This window comes from Deinococcus misasensis DSM 22328, assembly GCF_000745915.1.
GTDB lineage: Bacteria > Deinococcota > Deinococci > Deinococcales > Deinococcaceae > Deinococcus_C > Deinococcus_C misasensis.
Window position 1 is genome coordinate 20,547 of sequence record NZ_JQKG01000021.1, and the last position, 20,818, is coordinate 41,364.

At 54.4% G+C, this 20,818-nt stretch carries 22 protein-coding genes; 15 read left to right on the forward strand and 7 right to left on the reverse strand.

What is annotated here, in order from left to right; all coding sequences use genetic code 11:
- Positions 1 to 23: 23 nt before the first annotated feature.
- Positions 24 to 935 carry an AraC family transcriptional regulator gene (locus tag Q371_RS14295; RefSeq protein WP_051964425.1) on the reverse strand — a complete coding sequence of 304 codons (912 nt, stop codon included), beginning with the start codon at positions 933 to 935 and terminating at the stop codon, positions 24 to 26.
- Positions 936 to 1,264: 329 nt separating this feature from the next.
- Between Q371_RS14295 and Q371_RS25805 the strand changes: the two genes are divergently transcribed.
- On the forward strand, positions 1,265 to 3,316 hold the full coding sequence (locus Q371_RS25805; RefSeq protein ID WP_051964427.1) for a DUF4419 domain-containing protein: 2,052 nt from the start codon (positions 1,265 to 1,267) through the stop codon (positions 3,314 to 3,316).
- A 245-nt stretch (positions 3,317 to 3,561) separates the two neighbouring features.
- Here the strand turns inward: Q371_RS25805 and Q371_RS14305 are convergent, their stop codons facing one another.
- Positions 3,562 to 4,041, reverse strand: a complete 480-nt coding sequence (locus Q371_RS14305; protein ID WP_034341715.1) for a DUF6326 family protein — start codon at positions 4,039 to 4,041, stop codon at positions 3,562 to 3,564.
- 265 nt (positions 4,042 to 4,306) lie between these two features.
- Between Q371_RS14305 and Q371_RS14310 the strand changes: the two genes are divergently transcribed.
- The 3 genes from Q371_RS14310 (at position 4,307) to Q371_RS14320 (ending at position 7,031) form a co-directional block, all read left to right on the forward strand.
- Positions 4,307 to 4,987 carry a response regulator gene (locus Q371_RS14310; protein WP_245618348.1) on the forward strand — a complete coding sequence of 227 codons (681 nt, stop codon included), beginning with the start codon at positions 4,307 to 4,309 and terminating at the stop codon, positions 4,985 to 4,987.
- The gene (locus tag Q371_RS14315) at positions 4,975 to 6,183 is read left to right on the forward strand and encodes a sensor histidine kinase (RefSeq protein ID WP_084571440.1); all 1,209 of its coding nucleotides are present in this window, start codon (positions 4,975 to 4,977) and stop codon (positions 6,181 to 6,183) included. The genes Q371_RS14310 and Q371_RS14315 overlap by 13 nt, the downstream gene beginning before the upstream one ends.
- A gap of 293 nt (positions 6,184 to 6,476) precedes the next feature.
- The gene (locus tag Q371_RS14320) at positions 6,477 to 7,031 is read left to right on the forward strand and encodes a hypothetical protein (RefSeq protein ID WP_157442714.1); all 555 of its coding nucleotides are present in this window, start codon (positions 6,477 to 6,479) and stop codon (positions 7,029 to 7,031) included.
- Between the two features lie 76 nt (positions 7,032 to 7,107).
- On the opposite strand, the gene Q371_RS14325 is transcribed toward Q371_RS14320, so the two are convergent.
- Positions 7,108 to 8,163 carry a serine hydrolase domain-containing protein gene (locus Q371_RS14325; protein ID WP_169743859.1) on the reverse strand — a complete coding sequence of 352 codons (1,056 nt, stop codon included), beginning with the start codon at positions 8,161 to 8,163 and terminating at the stop codon, positions 7,108 to 7,110.
- Positions 8,164 to 8,872: 709 nt separating this feature from the next.
- Between Q371_RS14325 and Q371_RS14335 the strand changes: the two genes are divergently transcribed.
- Positions 8,873 to 9,226 (forward strand): hypothetical protein, encoded by a 354-nt coding sequence (locus Q371_RS14335; protein WP_034341719.1) that lies wholly within the window; start codon positions 8,873 to 8,875, stop codon positions 9,224 to 9,226.
- Between the two features lie 161 nt (positions 9,227 to 9,387).
- Positions 9,388 to 10,386 (forward strand): LacI family DNA-binding transcriptional regulator, encoded by a 999-nt coding sequence (locus Q371_RS14340; RefSeq protein ID WP_034341720.1) that lies wholly within the window; start codon positions 9,388 to 9,390, stop codon positions 10,384 to 10,386.
- 259 nt (positions 10,387 to 10,645) lie between these two features.
- On the opposite strand, the gene Q371_RS14345 is transcribed toward Q371_RS14340, so the two are convergent.
- On the reverse strand, positions 10,646 to 10,981 hold the full coding sequence (locus Q371_RS14345) for a metal-sensitive transcriptional regulator (protein WP_034341721.1): 336 nt from the start codon (positions 10,979 to 10,981) through the stop codon (positions 10,646 to 10,648).
- A gap of 2 nt (positions 10,982 to 10,983) precedes the next feature.
- On the reverse strand, positions 10,984 to 11,187 hold the full coding sequence (locus tag Q371_RS14350) for a CopZ family metallochaperone (protein ID WP_034341722.1): 204 nt from the start codon (positions 11,185 to 11,187) through the stop codon (positions 10,984 to 10,986).
- A gap of 222 nt (positions 11,188 to 11,409) precedes the next feature.
- Between Q371_RS14350 and Q371_RS14355 the strand changes: the two genes are divergently transcribed.
- Together Q371_RS14355 and Q371_RS14365 are read left to right on the forward strand one after the other, a co-directional pair.
- Positions 11,410 to 13,926, forward strand: coding sequence for a heavy metal translocating P-type ATPase (locus Q371_RS14355; protein ID WP_034341723.1), 2,517 nt, complete (start codon positions 11,410 to 11,412; stop codon positions 13,924 to 13,926).
- Between the two features lie 320 nt (positions 13,927 to 14,246).
- Complete coding sequence (locus Q371_RS14365) at positions 14,247 to 15,140, forward strand: LysR substrate-binding domain-containing protein (protein ID WP_034341725.1); 894 nt, start codon at positions 14,247 to 14,249, stop codon at positions 15,138 to 15,140.
- 46 nt (positions 15,141 to 15,186) lie between these two features.
- Here Q371_RS14365 and Q371_RS14370 read toward each other — a convergent pair whose 3' ends face one another.
- Positions 15,187 to 15,408, reverse strand: coding sequence for a hypothetical protein (locus tag Q371_RS14370; RefSeq protein WP_034341726.1), 222 nt, complete (start codon positions 15,406 to 15,408; stop codon positions 15,187 to 15,189).
- 225 nt (positions 15,409 to 15,633) lie between these two features.
- On the opposite strand from Q371_RS14370, the gene Q371_RS14375 reads away from it, so the two are divergent.
- From Q371_RS14375 to Q371_RS14405, 7 genes are all read left to right on the forward strand, one after another.
- Entirely contained in the window at positions 15,634 to 15,981 is a 348-nt protein-coding gene (locus tag Q371_RS14375) for an ArsR/SmtB family transcription factor (RefSeq protein WP_245618349.1), read from the forward strand.
- A gap of 9 nt (positions 15,982 to 15,990) precedes the next feature.
- Positions 15,991 to 16,452, forward strand: a complete 462-nt coding sequence (locus Q371_RS14380; RefSeq protein ID WP_034341727.1) for an arsenate reductase ArsC — start codon at positions 15,991 to 15,993, stop codon at positions 16,450 to 16,452.
- Positions 16,452 to 17,111: an MIP/aquaporin family protein gene (locus Q371_RS14385; RefSeq protein WP_051964435.1), complete on the forward strand. Its 660-nt coding sequence runs from the start codon at positions 16,452 to 16,454 to the stop codon at positions 17,109 to 17,111. The genes Q371_RS14380 and Q371_RS14385 overlap by 1 nt, the downstream gene beginning before the upstream one ends.
- On the forward strand, positions 17,104 to 17,529 hold the full coding sequence (locus tag Q371_RS14390; protein ID WP_034341728.1) for an arsenate reductase ArsC: 426 nt from the start codon (positions 17,104 to 17,106) through the stop codon (positions 17,527 to 17,529). Before Q371_RS14385 ends, Q371_RS14390 begins: the two co-directional genes overlap by 8 nt.
- A complete protein-coding gene (locus tag Q371_RS14395; RefSeq protein WP_034341729.1) occupies positions 17,526 to 18,239 on the forward strand; it encodes a metallophosphoesterase family protein in 714 nt (237 codons plus the stop codon). Before Q371_RS14390 ends, Q371_RS14395 begins: the two co-directional genes overlap by 4 nt.
- A 216-nt stretch (positions 18,240 to 18,455) precedes the next feature.
- Positions 18,456 to 18,680, forward strand: coding sequence for a substrate-binding domain-containing protein (locus Q371_RS14400; protein ID WP_034341730.1), 225 nt, complete (start codon positions 18,456 to 18,458; stop codon positions 18,678 to 18,680).
- 90 nt (positions 18,681 to 18,770) lie between these two features.
- On the forward strand, positions 18,771 to 19,439 hold the full coding sequence (locus Q371_RS14405) for a hypothetical protein (RefSeq protein ID WP_157442715.1): 669 nt from the start codon (positions 18,771 to 18,773) through the stop codon (positions 19,437 to 19,439).
- Between the two features lie 105 nt (positions 19,440 to 19,544).
- On the opposite strand, the gene Q371_RS14410 is transcribed toward Q371_RS14405, so the two are convergent.
- On the reverse strand, positions 19,545 to 20,306 hold the full coding sequence (locus Q371_RS14410) for a hypothetical protein (RefSeq protein ID WP_034341732.1): 762 nt from the start codon (positions 20,304 to 20,306) through the stop codon (positions 19,545 to 19,547).
- Positions 20,307 to 20,818 lie beyond the last annotated feature (512 nt).

The window sequence follows — 20,818 nt, forward strand, 5'->3', positions numbered from 1 at the left end:
TCTGGTTTTGATGCTGGCTTAAGTCATTTTGCCGATGGGGTCTGGAGTTGAGGGTAAAGCAGGTCCATGCCCTGCATGCGCAGTTGCACATCTCGGGCAAACTGGGAGGGGGTGGTGTGGGTCAAACTGCGGAACTCCCGGCTGAAATGCGCCTGATCGGCGTAACCCAGCTCGAAAGCCAACTCTGTGAGGCTGATGTGCGGATCGGTCCACAGGCGGTTGTGGGCTTCCTCAAACCGGATGATTCTGGAGAGCCACTTGGGGGTGAGGCCCACCACCTCCTGAAACTGCCGTTCAAGGTGACGCACCGAAACCCCTTGCTGCTCGGCCAGTTCATGGACTCTGGCCTGACCCCGCATCTGGTAGAGGCTCAGGGCAGCCTGAATCCCTGCATGGCGGTCGATGTCCCGCAAAGTCAGGCGGCGCAGCAACCAGTCCTCGATGGCTTCCAGTGCACCAAAATCATCGTTGTGGTGAATCCGGTCCATGACCTGCCGGGCCAGTTCTTGCAGAGCCGCGTGCAGGGGTTTGAAAAGGACGTTCTGGATGTCCTCACCAGAGTGCATCAGTTCCTTGGCAGTCCAGGGGTAAAGCTCCACCCCCACCAGACGGGTGAGGCCCCTTGAAACGAAGCGCACTGGTTCCTTCTGAAATCCCAGCATGTACATGTTCGGCAGTGGCTTCAGGAGATGACCAGACTGCAGGTCAGGCAGGTAAGCCTCGCCCTGATAAAAACACAAGCGCACCAGACGCTCTGGAAAAAACCGGTGTTGCTCGGTCTGGGAGGTGTGCAATTCCTCCATGGTCCAGTAGCTGCGCACCCGGTTTTCCAGCACAGGATGGGGTGCATACTCCCGGTGCTTCTGAGGGTAAAGGGGGGTGTGCATGTCTGCATTGAACGGATGGTTTTCAGACAGAGCAACAGGGGTGGGCATCAAGGAATGGTCCTGACCATACACTTATAGATAGCATGTTCATGGGGTGCGTGATGCAAATGGAACCTCAAACTTTGTGAAATTCTCCCTCTGGTGGTGCAATTCTGCCCTGAGTTTTAAAGCATTTGACAGAGAAATAAGAGGTTGATGCTTGAGGTCGTGTTGTTTGAAACAGAAGGATTCAAAAGAATCCTTCTGTTTCACTGTTAAACGCAGTAATCCAAAAAACACTCTGGTGGAATCTGCAGCGTCCGTGCCCATCCAGCCTAAGCCAATTGACAGTGCTGCAAGGGAAACGGATTCCCTATACTGCCCCAAAGAGGACACCCATGGAAACTTTACCCCACCACCATTCTCGCCTCGCCAGACAAGCCCTTGAAGCCCTGCAAACCTTGCCCACCCCAGAGGCGTGGAGGGTGTCCCTGCTGGTCGAAACACCCGGAGTGTCTCTGGAACGCTTCGACCTTTCCACCTCTTCCGAAGAGGGGTTCTGGCGCAGGGTGTGGTGGGACCGGACCGGTGACACGGAACGCATGGAAGCATACCACCACACCCTCGAAGGCATTGAAAAGCTGAGGGAAAAGCACAAACCCCGCCTCTGGGACATCGCCCTCCATGAAGAGAACGGCACAACCCCGATTGAAGTTGCCCAGCCTCTTCTTGAAAGCACAACCCATTTGCCAGAGGGCCTCATAAAAGAGGTGACGGCAGAAGGCATCCGCATGACCCTGACTTTGCACTCAGGTGGCACATTCTGCTGGTTGCAAGGGAACCAACCCTCACTGGACCAGTGGGCAACCCATTTTCAAAGTCTGGTTCAAGAGGCCGTGATGGGAGGCACCCTGAATGCTTCGATCTCAAACACCGGGGTGTGCTTTCAGGTGGATGATGTTGAGCCTGCCACGGTGCTGCTGCAACACCAACCTTTGCACAATCAACTCGCACGTCAACTGAAAGTGGAACTCCTGTGCAGCAGTTTTGATGACCAACAGCAGGTCCTCCCCACCTCAGGAAACCACGCCCTGATTGAAGCCGTGCATCAAGCGTTCAGCCAGCATTACCCCCTCACTTTGTCTCCCGACATCCTCTGGCTCACCCTCAGTCAGGGGGCCGCACTGCACATCCAGAACCACGCAGAGGAACTCCGGCACCTTTTCGTGGACCACTCTGGCAAGAGGGAACTCACGGTCACCATTTCGCAGAAAACGCCTCAGGGCTGGCAACATGCCGTGCAGGCGTGGACGGAACAAATCCGTGGGCATGTCGGAGATGCCACCGCAGACGTGTTCGAGTGCAGTTTCTCCACCTCCACCGAAATCAGCCGTACCGCCAGTCAAATCGTGATGATGGACGGCTTCAGGGAATACTTCGATTACACTGCAATTTGCATCTGTGGCATCCCAGAAATCCACCTCACTGGAAGTGTGGAAGATTGGGTGAAACTCAAACAGAAAGTCCTGCGCTTGGACCACTGGGGCCTCTCCTGGTGGACCCGCCACCTGCTGCCCCTGTGCGATCAGTGGATCCTGACGGCCAGAGGGCGACCCAATCAGGGATTCTGGCGCAACATGTACAAACCCGAGCGGTTTTACGGACCGGAAAAAATCACCGGCTGGTTGAAACTGCTCTTCCCTTACCTTCAAAACCTGCAAAACCCGGACCAATACACCCACAAAAATCCCTGTCTGGAAGGGACTTTCCAGGGGTTTGCTACAGGGTCAACCCTCTCTCCGAAGGACGTTCCAGATGGGATATCCCGTGTGCCCTTCAAACTCAGAGAATTGCACCAAGAGCAAACCTTGCAGTTGCTTGCAGGATGTTTGGGCGTCACGCAAGACAGCAAAACCCTCCACATCGAGCCCTTCATCGGCTGGGCGATGTCCCACCTGTCTCCTCTGGCACGCGGAAACAGCGCACAGGGCCTGAAACGCACCATGGACTTACAAGTGCTCAGGACGCTCGGGGTGCACCCATCGGTGCTCGAAGGGATGGGATGGCTGGAAGACGTGACCGTCATCGGGTCAAGGACAGAATGGTTTTTCCTTCTGGGAGACTTTCAGGACTGCGGCGGGTGGGTGGAAGTCGGGAAGGGCAAACAAGGGAGGATTTTGCTGCACAAATCCACGGGTCAAGTGAAACTCGCCAACCCTGAAGGGGAGGTGTTTGAGCTCAACCAGAGCCTGATGCATTTTCAACGCTGTGTGATGGTGCTGGAAGAGGATTTCTTTGATGTGCGTCTACCTGAAGAAACCTCCGTCCACTGGAAATCCCACTCAAGCCGGATCGGTGATTTCCTCAAGAACAGCGACCCCACCGCCTTCGAAAACCCGAGCTCATTCTGGAATGGCGTTCTGGAACGCATTGCACAGGGGAAAATCTGAGGCCAGAAGCAAGCCTTTGCAACTCAACAAACAGTGTTATCTTGAGGTCACCCTCTGCCACCTCGTCCGCACAGGTCCAATAACTCTGGTCCTGTTGCTGAGTCCATGAACAAAAGGGTCTTTTTCTGAGGTGGGTCAAATTCTGCGTTGGGGGGTGATGGGTTCCCATTCGGCTGCTTTTCGCAAACTCAAGCCCACCTCAGCCACGAAAAATGCTGAGGTGGGCCATGGTCTCTCAAATGGGCTTACTGGCGCAGGCGGTCCGTCCTTGTGGCAGATGCAGCGCCAGAGTGCGTCCTTGGCCATGTCCACGCTGCACGCAGGATGAATGTCAGGAGCAGCACCTCAAGTCCGATGGAGATGCCGTAGAAGGGGGCCCACTCCCAGGTCTCCCCCACCGCGTTGAACACCGAGTAAGGAATGAGCAGTGCTGCAACGATGAGGTTCGTGGCGCGGTTCACCCGAGCGGACAACGCCATGGAAAGCCACACCATCATGGCCGGGATCGACACGGACCCGAGGAAAATGGTCAACAGTGTCGAACTGATGTCGAATTCCCAGACGCGGCCCTCCAGAATGCCTTGGATCACACCGGGCTTGTAGAAATTCAAAACGTCAACGTAAATGTAAAGCAACATGAAACTGGTCCACGCGGCCGCGATTTTGGCCTGCACAGGAATCTCTGGGTTCTGAAAATGGCTGTTGCTGGGGATGTGTCTTGTCATGCGCTGCTCCTTTGTTGGGTGGACTGGTCCGCAAGGTGGTGGCACACCTTGAATCTGCCAACCCCTTATCTCTGCTGAATCAAGTGTGACCTTCAAGCTTCAAGATGCTTTCGGGAAAAATCCAAGATTTCTTCAAGGGAATGCGTGGATCAAAAATCCCACCAGAGAAACACCCTCTTGTGCTTCTGTCCCATGCTTTTCAACCGCCAAGATTTCTTGAAGGTTTCTTGAAACCCTCTTGCAGGAAGCAAATATACTGGAAACTGTGAATGCAAACCCTCTGGTTTTGATTGTCGAGGACGAGCCTGACATTGCCGATTTGCTTGAGGCGTACTTGCGACGCGAACACTTTCGGACCGAGCGGGCAGGGGACGGTCCGGGCGCTGTGCGTTTGCACCAGGCAGCCCGTCCCGATCTGGTGCTACTGGACGTGCATCTTCCCGGATTTGATGGTTTTGAGGTGCTCAGAAAAATCAGGGAAACCGCCCAGACCCCGATCATCATGGTGACGGCCCGGGCCGAGGACCTCGACAAACTGCTGGGGCTCAAGATGGGTGCAGACGATTACGTGGTCAAACCCTTCTCTCCGCTTGAGGTGGTGGCCAGAGTTCAGGCGGTGCTGCGCCGGGTGGGAATGCACTCCCATGCCCAACCCTTGCGCTTTGCTGAACTTGAGCTGGACCCGGTGGCGGTGCGGGTGCGGGTTTCAGGCGTGCGGCTGGACACCACCCTGACCGAGTACCGGATTCTGGAACACTTGCTCCGGCACCCCAACCGCACGTTTTCTCGGGCGGAACTGCTGGAAGTCGCCTTGCCGGATTCCGATGCACTGGAACGGGTGATGGACACCCATCTGGGAAACCTGCGCAAAAAACTGGAGCAGGCCGGAATGCCCCACATCATTGAGACCGTGCGCGGGGTGGGGTTTCGCTTATGGGTCAAGTGAAAGCGTCTGAGACACAAAGTACAGGAAGGCAGAAGGTCCGCCGTTTCTGGCACTCGCTTCGGGCCGAGTTGACCCTGACCCTGTGGGGTCTGGTGCTTTTCACCTCCTTGATGGTTTTTCTGGTGCTGGCCATCATGGCCGAAGCCTATTTCACCAGTGCCTACCAGTACAGCAAGGAAATCCTGTCTGAGCGGTTCGGAATTTCCATGCAACAGCTTGAAGCAGTGGTCCGGGAAGCTGGCATCCGGGCCGATTCCGCTCTGGAATTGCGTTTGACCCGAGGAGAAGAAGGGGACTTCTTTTTGATCCTGCTGGCACTGACGTTTCTTCTCCCTTTCCTGATGGCCTGGTGGTCGTCACGGCGCTTTGCACAGCCCCTCACACAACTGTCCAGAGCTGCACACCTGCTGACCAGAGGGGATTTCTCCGCCCGCGTTCCCTTGAGCAAAAGCCTTGAGGGGCGAGAAGATGAAACCGCCCTGCTGCTCAAAGACTTCAACCAGATGGCGGCGTCTCTGGAACGGCTTGAGCAAGAACGGCGTTACAGCCTTGCAGCCATCGCCCATGAGCTGCGCACCCCGGTGACGGTGCTGCGAGGACGGCTTGAAGGGGTGCGGGACGGGGTTTTGACAGCCAGCCCTGTTGAACTTGAGAAACTGCTCGGCCACGCAGACCTGCTGGGCAAGCTGATTGAAGACTTGCAGTTGCTTTCTCTGGCTGAAGCTGGCGAATTGAGGCTTGAGCGACAAATTCTGGTGGTGCAGGACTTGCTGAAGCGCATTGCTGGAGATTTCACAGCAAAAACAGAAGGGCAACACATCACTTTGCATCTGGACATGCCCATGGAGCCCATTCAAGTGAACGGAGACCCGCAGCGTTTGTATCAGGTGCTGGGCAACGTGCTGGGCAATGCGCTGCGCCATACCCCACCCCACGGAACCATCCGCATTCAGCTGAAGGTGGATGCACACATCGTCATCTTGGAGGTTGAGGACTCTGGTCCGGGATTCACCCCCGAGGCCCTACAGAGGGCCTTCGAACGCTTTTACCGCAGCCCGGACCGGGGACGCCAGAGTGGAGGCAGTGGTCTGGGACTGGCCCTTTCAAGGTCACTCATCGAGGCCCATGAGGGAAGGATGGAACTGCTTAACAGGGCTTCGGGGGCGTGTGTGCGAATCACGCTCGGGATGGCTTGAACACCCCATCTGGCGTTGAACCCCCCGGAGGAACAGGGGTCCCAACTTAATGCAGGATCACAGAAGAGGGTGTGCTTTCAGGATCTCGCTCGGAAAAGTTCACAGTTTACAGTAGACAGTTCACAGCGAGAAGTGTTCCTGAATTGCTCCAGAGATGATCCACCAACATCATTTGTGAAAATTCATTAAAAAGGAAAATATTCCCCGCATGGAGCAATTCAGCGGTTGACCAAGTGGGAATGTGGAATTGCTGTTCCAGCCCGGCAACGATTCAATGGCAGTACCATCAAGAGGTGAAAGCAAAACGGGTGCCCAGGCGTGTTTACGGGATGTTGGGGATTTGCATTGTTTATTGGATCTGGAGCCATCCACGCCTGAACAGCGACTTTGGTTTTTTGTTTCCTGAGCGGAAAGGCAGGGTGTACATCACCGACAAATGGTCTGGTTGGTTTGAGCATGGCTACAAAATGAGTGTCATCTCAAACCAACCATTGAATCTGCATGTTCCAGACTACCCCTATGGCAGTTGTATGGAAAATTGCAAGACCACAGAGGATGGAGGCTTCATCAATGTCTTCCCGAGCCTTGAGGTGGAATGGGACCTCATCCAACCCTCTGGAAATGCAAGACGTCCGTTCACAGTGCAATTGGGTCAAAAGGGGTGGATGTCTCACAAAGAATGGGACACCCGTTTTGTTGCTTCGCAAATGTACAGCGATTGTCCTTTGCTTGAGTCAAAACCATCCTCTTTGAACCACATAGAGGTCATGAAATACGGAAAGTTTGCTTATGAGATATTGTTCAATCCAGAGAAAACAGCCTTTTGCATTGATGTGACACGCTTTTGACCCACTTTGAATTCCCCATCAAAGGTTTTTCAAAAAGTTGGGGTTTCTCTTTCTCGGGGTGTGGCGCTTCCGGCTGTTATTGGCTGCGGTTGTAAGCCAGATAAACCCGAGAGAACAACGCAGACAGGTCGTAACGGGTCACGTTGGACAGCAGCACCACACTGAGGTCATCTTCCGGGAAATAGGCCATGTACGAACTGCCCCCCGGGAGTTCACCCGAGTGGGTGATTTGATCCTTCCCAAGGAATTTCACCACCGCGACACCATAAGCGTAATGTCCTCCAGCGACCGGAACATGAGGACTTGCAAAAGCCTGAATGGACTGGGGACCGAGCACCTTGCCACCGAAAATGCCGGGAAGCCACTGCACCAGTTCTCTGGGGGTGGCGGAAAGTCCACCTGCAGCCTGCACCACTTCGTAGTTGAACACGTCTGCTTTTTGAAAGCCTTCTCCATCGGGGGTGTAGCCCTGTGCCCGCTCTGGGAGCTGCACCTCATCCCTATAGAAGTTGGTTTTCTGGAAGCCCATGGGGGTGAGCACTTTCTGTTGCAGGTAGGTCTCGAAAGGGAGTCCAGAGGCTTTTTCGATCACCTGTCCCAGCAGGATGTACCCAGAGTTGCTGTAACGGTAGGGACCCCCCGGAGCAAAATCCACGGGTTCATTGGCGAACTTCTGGATGAGTTCTTGAGGGGTGGGCCTCTGGGTCCTGAGGGTGGCGAGGTCTGCCCGCTCAAAGTAATTGAAGATTCCAGAGGTGTGGGTCAGCAGTTGGTGCAGGGTGATGTTTGCCCCGTTGGGGTAATCCGGAAGGTACTTGCTGAGGGGGTCACTGACCTTGAGTTTGCCTTCTTCTTGCAGTTTGAGGATCGCCACCCCAACGAAACTCTTGGTGACCGAGGCCACCCGGTAAAGGGTGTCTGAGGTGTTGGGAATGGACTGTTCAAGGTCTGCCATGCCCACCGATTTCTCGAAGGTGGTTTTGCCTTTTTCTGCGACGATCACCGTACCCATGAACTGCTGGGTCTCAAACAGACGGTCCACCAGTTGGGACAGCCTCGGTTGTGAATCGTTGGACTGTGCAAAAGCACTGGAAAGGATCAGGGGCAAAGTCAGCCAGTAAGGTTTTCTCATGTGGGTCTCCGTGAAACAGTGGGTGTGCATGTTGGGAATGAAAGGACGGATTTCTTTGGGTTCTGGGTGGGACCGGGTCAAAGGGAAGTCCACCACAAGAACCATGCGGTCTGTGGTCTGTGGAAAGGGGCTTTCCCGGTGCTGTTTTGATTAAAGGCCATGCCCTGATTTCTGTCAATGGATTTCCGGAATCGATTCCGGAAATGGGATGATCTTCGACCATGTCCTCATCTTCATCATGAAACCGGCTGTTTTCTTTGATTCCATTTCTGCACAAATCCAGCTGCTCCTGCACCCACCACAATCCACCCCATGGGACAACCGTCAATCGCAATTTGCCATTGTGGCTTTGCACCAAATCAAAAATTGCTTAAGACAATTGTTTTTCAGTTGTCTCTTCAAAGTCTCCACCAGAGGCTTTCTGTTCCACAGCCCTCTGGACTGCTGGGCTGATGCATGCAGGATCACCTTGACAGCAGACAGCCCTTGGTCTAAGTTGAGATCAAACATTCTGGAATCGATTCCGGAATGTTGCCCGAAAGACAAGCCGTCCATGTTTTTTCTTGATCTGCACCAAAATTCCACAGCCAGAAGGTCCCATCGGACCCATGGCACAAAGGACCCAATGGACCGAACTCAACCTCCAGTGGTTTGCCCCAAGAATCCAAGTGTCCACCTGTGGGCAGGCCACATCCACCGAAGATCGGGGATGGACCGGACACCCACCCGGGGGTTCGAAGTGTTCACCTCTCCTCTGGATCAAGCGTGGATGACCTGGGCTTTTGATTTGCCCCCCAACAGCCCCTGTCAGGTGATCCACTGGAAAGAAGGGTCGGTGCAGGAAGCCTTGATGAGAAGCGGATATCCGCCAGAGGCAGATGTGCTGCTGGCCCTGCAGAAATCCGCATGGACCCACCGGATCAGCAAGCTGAATGTTTTGGTGCTGGTGACCGGACTGAGGGAGGCACCCGTAACCCAGATCCAGAGGGCGCAGGACTGGGTGGTGTTCCATGTGGGCAATCTCACCCGTTCAGCAGCAAACCTCGCGCAGGCCAGCGATTGAAAGCATCTGTAAAGGCTGTCCAAAACAAGCATCCCATCTCCACCCCTTTTTGCCCTTTGTACAAAGTGCTGGACGCACAGCAGCTTTCCTGACCTTCTCATCCGCTTCCCTCAGCCTGAAGGATACAGTCCTTTGGGCCTAAATCAAGAACATGAGGCAACATGGCCAAAATCACCATCAAAGATGTCGCCAGACGTGCAGGTGTGCAACCCAGCACCGTGTCCCGGGCCATCCACAACCACCCAGACATCAAACCGGCCACCCGCGCCCGCATCCTGCAGACCATTGAGGAACTCGGGTTCATTCCAGACCGGGCGGCCCAGAGTTTCCGCACCGGCAAAAACCACTCGGTCAGCGTGATGCTGCCGTCTCCGGGCAATGATTTTTACATCCGGCTGATCAACGCCATCGATGAGGTTCTTGAACAGCACGATTATGACGCTGCCGTCTTCCCCATGCTCTCCCAGCGCAGGCTGGCCCGCTACCAGAACCCGCAAGCCCTGCCGTACCAGACCGACGGACTCATGTTGGTCTCTCTGGACCCCGAGCAGCTTTATGACGACCTGCATACCTTACAGGGTCTGCCCACTGTGGTGCTGGAGGTGCACTCCCGGCATTTTGACAGCGTCACCCTGAACAACCCTCTGGGGGGAAAGCTGGCTGCCCAGCACCTGCAAGAGCGTCCTGCCGAGACTTTTGTGATGTGTTATGCCCCAGAGCCACAAGCTGCGGGTGTGCCTTCCAGTGGGGTTTTTGAAGAACGCCTGCAGGGCTTCTTGCAGTTCTTCGAGAAGGTCGGAACACCGGTCCCTCTGGACCACCAGGTCAGGGTCAATTTTGATTGGCCCAAGGTTCAGGAGGCTGCCCGCACCGTGCTCAGCCGCAGGCAAGCTGAACCCTTCAATGTCTTTGCAGTGTGTGACCTGTTTGCCCACGCCCTTCTTGAGGAAATCCGGGAACAGGGACTCACTCTGGGGGAAGATGTGAGACTGGTGGGGTACGATCTGGAACCCCACCCTTCAGGAACCGCCAGTGTGCATCAGGCTGCAGAGGAGATGGGAAGGCGGGCCACCGAAATGCTGATGGAACGCATCCTGCAGCCTGACCTGCCCATCCGACATGTGCAGGTGGATCCGGTGCTGAAAGTGGGCCGGTCTTGATTCTGTGGGTGATTCGATCTCAGCGTGTCAGGGCAACACCTTGCACATTGGCGGTTTGAAGGGGATTGTGGGAGAGGTTCTGCGAAATCGGCTCAACTGCAATTGAGTTGATGTTGGGTTGGTGGTCTTTCTGGAGTGAAGGATCTTGCGTGAAGGACAGGCCCGTCCTTGTTGCACAACCCAGCAAGATCAACATCAAGCGAAAACTCCACCCGCAACCGGGTGGAGTTGTTGTTCAGGGATTTGATTTCAGTGGAACTCACTGGGTGAGTTTCATGGCCTCCAGAAGCTCGTCCACCAGTTCGGTGGCATCTCCGCGTTCACTGGCCGTGGCCACGTGGGCTTCCAGATGGCCTTTCAAGACCACGCCTGCCACTCCGCTCAGGGCCCCTTGCACCGCCTTGATCTGCCTCAGGACATCCATGCAGTAGACGTTGGGGTCTTCCAGCATGCGCTGGATGCTTTCCACATGCCCCCGAGCGATGGCCAAACGACGGTTCGCGCGCTTGCGTACATCTTCTGGCATGCACAGGTGCGTGTCCGTGTGGGTGGGATGGCAGCCCCCATCTGCGGTTTTGCCTTCGGTTTTTTTCATGCTCAGTTCCGGAGGGACGCGCCGTAACCCTCTTCGGTGACGGCAGCGATCAGGGCTTGCACATCGGCATTCCCTTCCACGGTGGCGGTCCCTGCAGAGAGGTTCACTTCGGCGTTCTCTACGCCAGAGACGCTTTTGAGTGCACTTTTGACGGCTTTTTCGCAGTGTCCACAGCTCATTCCGGTGATGTTCAGTTCAACAGTCATGGTTTTTCTCCTTCTTCCCCCTCGGGGGGATATGGACCCATTATAGAACCTTGCAGGACTGAACACAAGAGGGCAGGGAAAACAAAGGGGGATAAATGTCGCTTACAGCACATGCATTTCTAGGAATTTTGAGATCCCAGAGAAGTTGCCTTGGTCCCTTGACCAATCCCCCCCAAGGGGATATAGTGACTTTATACCCCCCACAGGGGGCAGGAGGCAAGCATGAGCACAACCATTGAACTGGGCGTACAGGGCATGACCTGCGCTGCCTGCGTCGGAAGGGTCGAACGGGGCCTCAAAAAAGTCGAAGGGGTGGAAGACGCCACCGTCAACCTCGCCACCGAACGGGCTCTGGTGACCTTCGATCCCACCAAAACCAGCCCCGCTGCACTCATCGAAAAAGTCAAAGACGTGGGCTATGAAGCCGTGGTCAGCGAAATCGAACTGCCCATCTCGGGCATGACCTGCGCCAACTGCGTGTCCAGAGTGGAACGTGCACTCAAGAAACAAAATGGGGTCCTTGAGGCCAACGTCAATCTGGCAAGTGAACGGGCCACCGTGAAATACCTTCCCACCAGCATCTCCCCTGCTGGTCTGAAAAACGCCATTCGGGACGCCGGTTACGAAGTCATCGAAACCCAGAGTGGCATTCAGCAGGAAGACGCCGAGAAAGCCGCCCGAGAACTGGAAGTCAAAAAACTGCGTTCCAGCCTGACTCTGGCCGCTGTGTTCTCCATTCCCCTGTTTCTGATTGCCATGGTCCCGATGCTCTACCGCCCATGGGAAATGGCCCTGATGAATACCCTCGGGCACTGGGGTGACATCATGGGCATGAACCTCTTGATGCTGGCTCTGGCCACCCCGGTGCAGTTCGGACCCGGCATGCGGTTTTACCGGGGCGGGTGGAAAGCCTTGAAACACAGAAGCCCCGACATGAACACCCTCGTGATGATCGGCACCACCGCAGCCTACCTGTACAGCGTGGTGGCCACCTTCTTCCCACAGATCTTCCCAAAAGGCACCGCACACGTGTACTACGAAGCCTCTGGCGTGGTGATCACCCTGGTGCTGCTCGGCAAGTACTTTGAGGCCATCGCCAAAGGCAAATCCAGCGAAGCCATGAAAAAACTGCTGTCCCTGCAAGCCAAAACTGCCAGGGTGCTCAGAAACGGTCAGGAGATGGAGGTTGCTGTCGACGACGTGCGCCTGATGGAACAGATTCTGGTGCGACCCGGCGAAAAAATCCCTGTGGACGGTGAAGTCCTTGAGGGCAGCAGTTTCGTGGATGAAAGCATGATCACCGGCGAACCCATCCCCGTGGAGAAAACCACTGGCAGCAAAGTCACGGGAGGCACCATCAACCAGCACGGGGTGCTGACCTTCAAAGCCACCCGCATTGGCGCAGACACCGCTCTGGCCCAGATCATCAAACTGGTGGAACGGGCACAGGGCAGCAAACCCCCCATTCAGGGTCTGGCAGACAAAGTGGTGGCGGTGTTCGTGCCCATCGTGCTGGGCATCGCTGCCCTCACCTTCTTGATGTGGATGCTGCTCGGTGGTCAAGACGCCCTCTCCCTCGCTCTGGTCCACACGGTCGCCGTGCTGATCATCGCCTGCCCCTGTGCCATGGGCCTCGCCACCCCCACCTCGATCATGGTGGGGACCGGCAAAGCAGCGGAACTCGGGGTGCTTTTCAAGAACGGTGAAGCTCTGGAGATGCTCCAGAAAGCCGACATCGTGGCCGTGGACAAAACCGGCACCCTCACTGAGGGCAAACCCACCCTCACCGATTTTGTGGTTCAGGCAGGTTTTGAGGAAAGAGACGTGCTGGTTCTGGTCGCCAGTGCAGAAAAAATGAGCGAACACCCCGTCGCGGATGCCATCGTCAAAGGGGCAGAACAGCGCGGAGTGGATCTGATCAAAGCCGACACCTTCAACGCTGTTCCCGGATTCGGTCTGGAAGCCACCGTACAGGGCAGAAAAGTGCAGGTCGGTGCAGACCGCTACATGGTCAAGCTCGGGCTGGACGTGAGCAGCTTTTCCCAGAAGGCCCAGAGCCTCGGGTCTGAAGGCAAAACCCCGCTTTATGCAGCCATCGACGGGAAACTCGCTGCAATCATCGCCGTGTCTGACCCCATCAAAGCCAGCACCCCCGAGGCCGTCAGGGCCCTGCACAGCATGGGCCTGAAAGTCGCCATGGTCACCGGAGACAACCAGAGCACCGCTCAGGCGATTGGACGGCAACTGGGCATCGATCAGGTGCTCGCAGAGGTGCTGCCCTCTGGCAAAGCCGACGCAGTGAAAAAACTGCAAGAGCAGGGCAAAGTGGTCTTCGTGGGAGACGGCATCAACGACGCTCCAGCCCTCGCTCAGGCCGATGTGGGTCTGGCAATTGGCACTGGAACAGATGTTGCCATCGAGACCGCCGATGTGATCCTGATGGCTGGAGACATGCGCGGGGTGCCGAACGCCATCTCCTTAAGCAAATCCACCCTGAAAAACATCAAATTCAACCTGTTCTGGGCTTTTGCCTACAACATCATCCTGATTCCTGTCGCAGCAGGCGTGCTGCAATCCACTCTGGGCTGGACCCTCTCTCCGGTGCTTGCAGCAGCAGCCATGGGCCTGTCCAGTGTGTTCGTGCTGACCAACGCCCTCAGGCTCCGTACCTTTCAGCCACCCGTGAAACTGCAAGACGCTGCACAAACCCTCCCTCAGGGTCAGACCGTGCAAGCCTGATTTTCCAAAGATGAACAAAACCCCAGAGAGAACTCTGGGGTTTTTTCACGGCTGTACGGGCGTGCAGATGTTGCTTCAACTTCGCTTCCTTGTCCTGAGCTTTCCATTCGTTTTGCTCAAGCAGCAAGCCCAGTGCAAAGCCACTGTGGAAGCAGACGCTGAAAAACCCGAACGGGTGGCTTTCTTTTTGTCTGAGAGCTGAAAGCTGCACCATTTTTGGTGGCCATGCCTGAAGTCAGACTGCGCGTTTCCCTTGAGGACACTTGGGCGGAATTGAAATGTCCAACCCCTGAAAACAGCAGAATTGATACGCTGGAAGCATGGCACTTGAATTGCGACAGTTGCGCTACTTCGTGGCGGTGGCCGAGGAAAAGAACTTCACCCGGGCCGCTGAGCGCCTGTTCATGGCCCAGCCTCCCCTCAGCCAGCAAATCCAGAAGCTTGAAGAGCAACTCGGGGTGAAACTCTTCGAGCGACACACCCGAGAAGTCAAACTGACCCGGGCCGGCAAAGCCCTGCTTTCACAGGCCAGACCGATTCTGGAGAGCGTTCAACGGGCCGTGGTTTACACCCGCAAGGCGGCTCTGGAGGAGGTCGGGCATATGGGCATCGCCTTCGTGGGGTCTTCCATCCACGGCACCCTCTCCAGGGTGCTGGCCGAGTACCGCCGCACCCACCCGGAGGTGGAGATTGAATTGCTGGAACTCACCGCCGAAAGGCAGTACGTCAACCTGAAAAACGGCCGACTGCGCTTGGGATTCAACCGGGTGCTCCCAGCGGACCCGCAATTGCAGAGCGTGCAGGTGGAGGCCGAACCCTTCTTGCTCGCCCTCCCGAGCACCCATCCTCTGGCCCACAAAGCGGACCTCGAACTCTCCGACCTCGGTCAGGACACCTGGGTCACCATCCCCCGCCGGTACACCCCCTGGTTGCATGACGCTCTGGTGTCGTTGTGGCACGGGGCGAACATCACCCCCAGCACCCTTGAGGCCGAGAATTTCCACACCATTGCTGGACTGGTCAGCAGTGGTCTGGGTGTGGGTTTCGTGGTGCAGTCCGTGGCCAGCATGGGCTTCCCGGGGGTGGTGTTCCGCACCCTGCAGGTGCAGTTGCCTCCAGCCCCCCTCTACATGACTTACCTGCGCGACGATCCCCCCGCCCAGCTGACCCTTTTTGCTGACCTGTTTGAGCGTTTGCAGGACCGGAACACTTGAGGAAACCTGCACAGAAAATGGGTCCTGCAGGGCAGTGGTTTTGGACTCAGGGTTGAATGCCATATTCCCCATCCCACGCCCACACCACGTGGGGGATCTTCAGGCTCTCGGCGACTTCTTGCACGTCACTGAGCCACCGCACACGGTCTGACCCTGGGGCATTTCGGTGCACCGCATCAGCCCCGAGCAGCACCTGCACCCCGTGGTCTTTGTTGGATCTGGTTTCAGTGGGATGTGTTTCCGATGGGGTGTTCTTCGAGAAAGGCATTCCGTTTGCCCTGTTCAGTTGCGGTAATTTCACCGCAACTGTCGGTTTGGGTGCTGGGATTGGCACTCGGGCCATGTGCTTTTTGCAGGTCTGGCTTGGTGTTCACTCACACCAGGGTGGGGGTGGGTTTGCATTTGAACCAGACACACTGGGTTGACTCAGGCATCAGCATGTTGGTTTTGTCCTCACACCAGATGTGGGTCCAAAAAGCATATACTCAAATCCATGGGAACCACAGAGATCCATCAAATGGAGTTTGTCTCAAGTGAGACTTTCAACCTGCTGAAAGCCATCACCCATGAAATCCGCTACGAGATCCTCTCGATTCTGGCCCAGCGTGAAGCATGTGTCTGTGATCTGGAGTTCTTGCTGGGCCTCAACCAGAGCAAAGTTTCTTACCACCTGGGCATCCTCAAAGAGGCAGGACTGGTGAAAAGTGAGCAACGTGGCAAGAACAGTTACTACCGTCTGGTCGTCACCCCGCTTTACCACCTCGGGGGCAACCTCCTGGAAGAAATCCTGACCAGACGACTTGACCTGCCGATGATGAATCAAAATGAATCGATGTGTTAATCTGGTTTCATGTCAAGAATATTGATCCTTTGCACCCACAACAGTGCCCGAAGCCAGATGGGCGAAGGGCTCCTGCGCCACCTCGCAACCCAGCACGGCCTCGAAGCCGAGGTGCACAGCGCAGGCACCGAAGCCACTTTCGTCAAAGACGGGGCAAAACAGGCCATGCAAGACATTGGCATTGATCTGTCCGGCCACACCAGCAAAACCCTGTTTGACCTCCCTGACCCCTGGAACTTTGATTATGTGATCACCGTGTGTGACAGTGCCGCAGAGGCATGCCCTGCTTATCCCGCCCGGACCACCAGACTGCACTACCCCTTCACCGACCCCTCGGGAGGCAGTCAGGAGAGGTGGAATGCCGTGCGCGACCAGATGAAAGAACAACTTGAAAAGTTCATTCTGGCCCTCAAAAACGGCACGACCATCCCTGAAACCTACGAGAAAAGCCCAGAGGTCACCGTGTCGTGATGCAGAAACTGGTGGCCGAATTTCTGGGCACCTTCATGCTGCTCCTCTGTGGGGTGGGAGCCATTGTCCTCACCGCCACAGGAACCCTGAATGCGGGGCTGCTCGGGATTGCCCTCGGCCACGGCATGGGTGTGATGTTCATGGCCTACAGTGTGGGCAGCATCTCCGGGGCGCATTTCAATCCTGCGGTCAGTTTTGCCTTTCTGGTCACCCGCAGGCTTCCGGTCAAGGACTTCTTCGGGTACGTCCTTGCGCAACTGCTGGGGGCTGCATCTGCGGTCTGGACGCTCCAGAGCCTGCTTCCCGAAGCGGCAAAAAAAGTGAATTACGGCACCCCGGGATTCTTTGCAGGACTGGACCTCAACGCAGGCCTGAGGGTGGAGATCCTGTTTACGGCCATCCTGACCTTCGTGATTTTCCGGGTGGGCACCCACCAGAACCACCCCCAGGCCCCATTGATCGTTGGCCTGATGATCACGGCCCTGATTTGCGCAGCTGGACCCCTGACAGGTTTGATGCTCAACCCGGCCCGTGCCTTTGGGCCAACCCTGTTCTCAGGCCAGTGGACAGACCACTGGGTGTTCTGGTTGGGGCCTTTTGTCGGGGCTTTGCTCGGGGCCTTTGTTGCCGAGTCTCTCAAGGAGAAAGACCATGCGTAAACTGAAAGTGCTTTTCCTGTGCACTGGAAACAGTGCCCGCAGTCAAATGGCCGAAGCCCTGCTCAGGCACCACAAGCCAGACCGCTTTGAGGTGCAAAGCGCAGGACTTCATCCCAGTGAACTGAACCCCCTCACCCTTCAGGTCATCGAGGAACTCGGGATCAGCATGCAAGGACACCATGCCAAAGCCCTCAAAGGCTTCCTTGGAGAAAACTTCCACTTTCTGATCACCGTGTGTGACCGGGCTGAAAAAGAATGCCCGATCTTTCCAGGAGTCAGCACCCGCCTGAGTTGGCCCTTCGAAGACCCCGCAGCGTTTGAAGGTACAGCGGAAGAAAAATTGGAGAAATTTCGTCAAGTCAGGGACCAGATTGAAGCCAGAATCCTCGGCTGGATCTACGAAACAGAACAAGCATGAGAATCGCCATTTTTGGAGACACCCACGGCAACCGCTTCGCCCTTGAAGCGGTCCTCAAAGACATCGAGCGGCACACCCCGGACCTGATGGCCAACCTTGGAGACGGGGTGTTTGGCGGAGCAGACCCCCGAGGGGCATACGACCTCCAACAGGCTTTGAAGGTGCCCACCGTTCGGGGCAACACCGATGAACGCCTCGGAACCCCTCTGGACGAGGTCACCGAAAAGAAAGCGTACCTGGAATGGTTGCATGCTTTGCTGCCCGAGGGGGCAGGGAAACGGCTGGGTGAACTGCCCACAGTCGTCTCCCTGCTGGATGGAGAAGTCCTTTTGGGGCATGGGAACCTTGAATCTCCATGGGAAGCCCTGCTTCTCGACGGCAAGCACTGGGCCAGCAATGAACAGGTTCTGGAACGCACAGCAGAGCACCGTGACGCCAGAGTGGTTGTGGTGGGTCACACGCACCTCGAACACCTGCGGCAAATCGGCGGGCAGACTTTCGTGAACGCTGGCAGTGTGTCCCGTCCCAAAGATGGCAACCCTGCCGCCAAATGGGTGTTGCTGGAAAAGCAGGCCGGGCTCTGGAGTGTCACCTTCAAACGGGTGAATTATGACGTGGAAGCTGCCGCAAACTGGGCCAGAATGCACGCTCCAAAGGGAGAAGAGGAAGCCCAGCAACTGTTGACCGGAAAACCTGTCAAGAAAAAGTGAAGCTTTCTGACCCCACTGGAGGGATGGCCTGTGTTTCCAGAGCCCGCCCCGAGTCTGAATGACCTGTTGAAAGGGGTGTATGGGCCAGCAGATCGGCCTGCTGCTCTGGGTTTGGTTTCCATTGGATTTGCGGGCAAGTGGGCGTGTGGCAACCCTACAGGCAGACTTGCCGTACACTGTGTAAGCTGTGAAACCCGCCGATGAAACACCTCCAATTTGCAGGACGCGGGATTCCGGGTACCAGAGGACCTTGCTCTGGTGGGTTTTGATGACATCCCAGAGTGTAAACTGGTCCGGCCCCGCCTGACATCCATCCAGCGTGCACGAGGAGACAGCATTGAGGCGATCATGGGCATGCTGCTGGAAAGGCTCTCTGGGTTTCAGGGTCCGGGACGGGTGGTGGAGTTCACCAGGGAACTGATTGTCCGCGACATCGGTTGATCAGCATGCTGGATCAGGTGATGGAGGGGAAGTCTGCTGTTCACTCGAGGGGTGCAATGGAAGCACAGGCCATCCATTACAATGGGACACATGAAAAGTCTCATCTGTATGGTTTTGCTGGTGATGGGAAATGCATTCTCTCAATCCGCTCCAAAAAATCACGAAAATTTGGGTGCAAGCAGTTGGTCTGGATTTGAGCTGAAAGGCAAAGTCAAAAGCATTCGTGAGTGCAAGGGAAAATCTTGTCAACTCATCAAATTCAACCAGTACGGCATTGATCTTCGAAGCCTTGAAGAACGCAAATTAAAACAACAGGGTACTGATTTCTTGATTTTTGAAAGACCGATTCGAGAAGATGGTCAGAACTACATTCTGATTGAAAAATTTGAAAAAATGAATCTGGTCCGCACAGAGAAACATGATCAAAAAACGAACCTCATCAGTATTGGAGAAATGAAATACAATGATTATGGAAAACTCAAGGAATACGTCACTTATGAGGTCTCAAACGGACGAAACACCATTTCTTCGATTACAGAATTCGAGTACAAGAACGATGAATTAATCCAAGCCCAGTTTAAAATGTTCTCTCCAAATTATTTGGTGAAAACCACTTATAAAGATGGCTTTACGTTTGAAATCATAACAAATCAAGGAGCAAAAATAAAATATAATTACCAATTGGACCTCAAGGGCAACTGGATTGTCAGATCATCCAATTTGGGAACAAAGACCACGCGAGAGATTGTGTATTACTGAATTTGTAAATCTAAAATCATAAACCACACTTGTCTTGCTTAATTTGCCAACAGCCACTCAACGCAAATATCTATATTTAATTACACAATCAATAAATAATATAAATCAGTAACCACCAATCATTTCCTTATTGTCTTCTAGCCAACTCGACAGCTGAAGATTAAAAACATCATCTTGTATAATATTTAGCATCTGAGCAACAGCAATTCTTGCATCAGAAAACAACCACCCTTCGGAGTTCAGAGTCAACCATGCATACTTTATATTTCCTTGCTTAATGTAATGATTATATAACTCTAATTTGTTTTCATTTGTCAGCCAAGCTGGTTTATTTAAATTAAAAAGTTGCTCAATTTTATTTTCCTCGACCTCTAATCCAGCAAGATCATGTAGATCGCTATTTTTATTCGAGCCCAGCAGAATCTCTTTGGTGTTTTCAAAATTTGGCCCTTTAACCTCATTGGGATGACCATATTTCGAATAATAAGAGATAAGATCTTTAATATTAAAAATACCAAAGTTATTAGCAAGATTTTCTAAAATATCAAAATTTATCCCTAGATCCAGCATTTCAAATAATAAATATTTGATAAATTCCTCTTCTGTATTTGCAATCCTTTTAACTTTATAAGATTCACATAAATGAGACACCACAAAGTAGGGGGTTCTGTCTGAATACCATGGAATCCACAAGGCATAGTACACAGGACCTATGCCCATCCACGACATCAGAGGAATCATCCCAGGGACGGACCCATAAGGATAATAAGGTATTTCGAACACTTCCCCCATACCGAATTCTTTATGCAGCAACAAGTGGGCAAACTTCTTGCTAAAAAGCAACTCGTACATATCACTAAATGCCATCAAGACTCCCTTTTAGACCCCGAAGGAACAGCAAATCATTATCCACCATGAAAACCAAGGCAAAATAGGATTTTCTTGAGAAAGGGGTCTGATTTCCAAAAAGAAACATGGTCGGTTGGCTCGGAGTGTCTTTCGGGTGGAGATTTCTCTGCTGCTGGAGTGCTTCAGAACACCATTGCGGGCTTTATCGGAAGGCCTTCAGCTTTTGTTCTCCAAACTTGTCGGGCGCTGAGTAGAAGTCGGTCAAAGTGACTTCCGTTGGAGTAAGGCGAATGAAAGACCAAGACATTGAAGCAAGGTTTCAACACATTCTGTAGAGATCGGCAAGCAAGAATCTCCAAGAACAGTTGGTTTGCTGTAATTTTATGACTTTGAACGGCGTGCTGTCGAATGCCATCTCAGACCGTTGCAAAAATTCTGTTTTCCTTGTGGGCCTCCATGAAATCAGTGGTGTGACTCCAGAATGGTTATACGCATAACCTGACCCTCAACTGACACTCCCCTTAACCTCT